Origin of the sequence: Collinsella sp. AF23-4AC (assembly GCF_003462685.1) — a bacterium.
Classification (GTDB): Bacteria; Actinomycetota; Coriobacteriia; order Coriobacteriales; family Coriobacteriaceae; genus Collinsella.
This window is the reverse complement of the sequence record NZ_QRVE01000038.1, coordinates 1-2,803: the sequence shown is the minus strand read 5'-3', so window position 1 is coordinate 2,803 and position 2,803 is coordinate 1. Positions and strand designations below refer to the sequence as shown.

Annotated in this window: 3 protein-coding genes and 1 tRNA gene; all 4 read left to right on the top strand. The window is 59.9% G+C overall.

The features are described 5' to 3' along the window. Window positions 1-199 precede the first annotated feature (199 nt). Window positions 200-277, top strand: a tRNA-Asp gene (locus DWY05_RS09820). A 359-nt stretch (window positions 278-636) separates the two neighbouring features. Beyond that, window positions 637-1,122: an Rrf2 family transcriptional regulator gene (locus DWY05_RS09815; RefSeq protein WP_117629049.1), complete on the top strand. Its 486-nt coding sequence runs from the start codon at window positions 637-639 to the stop codon at window positions 1,120-1,122. Window positions 1,123-1,143: 21 nt separating this feature from the next. Beyond that, on the top strand, window positions 1,144-2,049 hold the full coding sequence (locus DWY05_RS09810; RefSeq protein WP_117821091.1) for an adenine glycosylase: 906 nt from the start codon (window positions 1,144-1,146) through the stop codon (window positions 2,047-2,049). Window positions 2,050-2,163: 114 nt separating this feature from the next. Beyond that, window positions 2,164-2,703 carry a rubrerythrin gene (rbr, locus tag DWY05_RS09805; protein ID WP_035136761.1) on the top strand — a complete coding sequence of 180 codons (540 nt, stop codon included), beginning with the start codon at window positions 2,164-2,166 and terminating at the stop codon, window positions 2,701-2,703. Window positions 2,704-2,803 lie beyond the last annotated feature (100 nt).

Here is a 2,803-nt window from a genome sequence, read left to right as displayed (position 1 = left end):
CGCAAAGGAAAGCACTTAATGTGCTTTCCGTCTTGCGCAGGACTGTAGAGCAGCAAACTTAACCCCCGCCCTCAGCCCCGGAAGCCCTCCCGGATGGCCCGAAAAATTTTTTCAAAAAAGTTGTTGCGCGCCGGACAGACTTCTGTGTATACTAATCCCCGCAGCGCACGCGAGCGGAAACAAACGCGAACGACTGCCTGGGGAGTTAGCTCAGTTTGGTTAGAGCGCCGGCCTGTCACGTCGGAGGTCGCGGGTTCGAGCCCCGTACTTCCCGCCAACGCAATTAAAGCCACGTCTTTGGACGTGGCTTTTTGCGTTTGATGCACTTTGTTTCGATAGAACGATCGCCCTGGCGCATCTTCGCCCAGAATCCCCGCGTCTTCGGGAACGCAAGTAAAATCCAGTAAGTATATCTGTCTAAACAACAGCTTTGTTGCGCAACACCTGTTCAACGAGACAGGGGGTTAGGTTATACTAAATTGCACTGTAGGCCGCATCTGATGCATTTCGCTCCAAGCGCGGCACTCAGTGGATATCCTATTTATCATTTGGATGTCCTAGCGGTCATTTAGCGTCTCGACACAAGCTCGGCCCCGGAGCTCGTTCGAGCTGTTCGTATTCCTTGAAAGGGGAAAAATGGACATATCGAGGAAGACTGATTACGCCCTTCGCATGCTGGCGATGCTTGCCGAGGATCCGGAGCGTTTGCTTTCTGTTCGCACCGCTGCCGAAGAGGTCAATGTCCCGTATTCGTTTGCCCGCTCGATTCAGCACGGTTTGGTCCAGGCCGGTATTGTGGAGAGCCTGCGCGGCGTCCACGGTGGCATGCGTCTCAAGGTCAGTCCGGACGATGTCACTATCCGCCAGGTCGTCGAGGCCGTTCAGGGTCCTATGGTTATGAACGATTGCACCGCGCCCGATGGTGACTGTGCGCGCATGGGCACGTGCTGCTATCATCCCCTGTGGGCCGGAGCCCAGGCGTTGATGCGCGACTACCTCGATTCCGTTTCGCTCGGCGACATCGTCGCTCACCGCCAGTTCCCGGCCGTCGATCCCAAGTTCGCCGACCGCGAAGCGTTTCCCGAGTACGCCACCTGCGCGTGCGCTTGCCGGGAGGAATAGCGCCGCATAAGGAGCATAGCCATGATTCAGGACCCCTTTCGTTCGATGATTCGTTCGGAAGGGGTCCTGCGTTATCGCGACCTTCCGTGGCGCCGCACGCGTGACCCGTACATCATTTGGCTTTCTGAGGTCATGCTGCAGCAAACGCAGGTTCCGCGCGTGGAGGCGCGCATGCCGGTGTGGCTCGATCGTTTTCCGACCGTGCAGGCGCTTGCCCAGGCCGCGCCTTCCGATGTTTTGGACGCTTGGCAGGGGATGGGCTACAACCGACGCGCTCTGGCGCTCCACAATGCCGCTCAGCGCGTTGTAGAGGACTGGGACGGGGAGTTTCCGCGTGAGACGCGTGACTTGGTCGCTCTGCCTGGTATTGGCCCGGCAACGGCGCAGGGTATCCGGTCGTTTGCGTTTGATCTTCCGGGCGTGTATCTGGAGACCAACGTGCGCACGGTCTTTCTGCATCACTTCTTTCCCGATGTGCCGGCCGTTCCCGATCGCGAACTGGTGCCGCTGATCCAAGCTGCCTGTCCGGCGGCCCCCGGCGCGGCGGCGGACGAGATCGCGCCCTTTGCCGCGCCTCAAGACGATGCCGACACGCCGCGCGCGTGGTATTACGCATTGCTGGATTACGGCGCGTATCTTAAAAAGACATTGCCCAATCCGTCCAGGCGGTCGGCGGGCTATAGTCGTCAGTCCAAGTTTGAGGGCTCGCGCCGCCAAAAGCGCGCGCATATCGTGCGTATGTTGTTGGCAGCGCGCGATGGGCAGCCGGCGGGGATGACGCTTGCTGATGCCGTGGTGGGCGTCAACGAGATGGAAGCGGCAGCCGGTCGCGGGCCGGTCGAGTGCGACTTGATCGCGGGCATTCTGGCTGACCTGGAGCGCGAGGGCTTTTGCCGAGCCGAGGACGATCGTTGGTTGAGTGTGTAGCCCGCTCAAATCTGAAGAACGGGATTGTAAGGTTTAAATTCGCGGCTTGAGGGCATCCTAAAGACGAGGTCGCTCAAAGCCTATGGGCGGCACGTGTTGAAGGGAAGTACACCTATGGATTTTGAGAACTCTCAGACCAAGAAGAACCTCGAGACCGCTTTTGCCGGTGAGTCCCAGGCACACACCAAGTATCGCTACTATGCCTCCAAGGCCAAGAAGGACGGCTACGTTCAGATCTCGAACATCTTTGCCGAGACGGCTGGCAACGAGTCCGAGCACGCCAAACTGTGGTTTAAGTATCTGCACGATGGCGCCGTCCCCGACACCCTGGACAATCTGCGCGATGCCGCCGCAGGAGAGAACTACGAGTGGACCACGATGTACGACGAGTTTGCCAAGACCGCCGAGGAGGAGGGCTTTGTCGAGATCGCCGAGAAGTTCCGTGGTGTCGCCGCCGTCGAGAAGGCCCACGAGGAGCGCTACAACAAACTCGTCGAGCGCATCGAGTCGGGCGAGGTGTTTGAGCGTGAGGGCGTGAAGGTGTGGAAGTGCCTGAACTGCGGGCACCTGCACGTTGGTGCCGAGGCGCCTGAGGTGTGCCCGGTGTGCAACCACCCGAAGGCGTACTTTGAGGAGCAGGTGGTGAACTACTAGCGCTTGGCGCTGGCTGCTGCGGAGCGCAGGGCGGGAGGCCGGATCGCCTTCCCTCCCCGCTCACGGCTCCGCAGGGTCGCGTTGAGGGAAGGCGATCCGG

What these genes read in the sequence shown, in the direction of transcription:
- DWY05_RS09815 (WP_117629049.1), top strand. Translation starts at nt 637, where the DNA reads ATGGACATATCGAGGAAGACTGATTACGCCCTTCGCATGCTGGCGATG.
- DWY05_RS09810 (WP_117821091.1), top strand. Translation starts at nt 1,144, where the DNA reads ATGATTCAGGACCCCTTTCGTTCGATGATTCGTTCGGAAGGGGTCCTG.
- rbr (WP_035136761.1), top strand. Translation starts at nt 2,164, where the DNA reads ATGGATTTTGAGAACTCTCAGACCAAGAAGAACCTCGAGACCGCTTTT.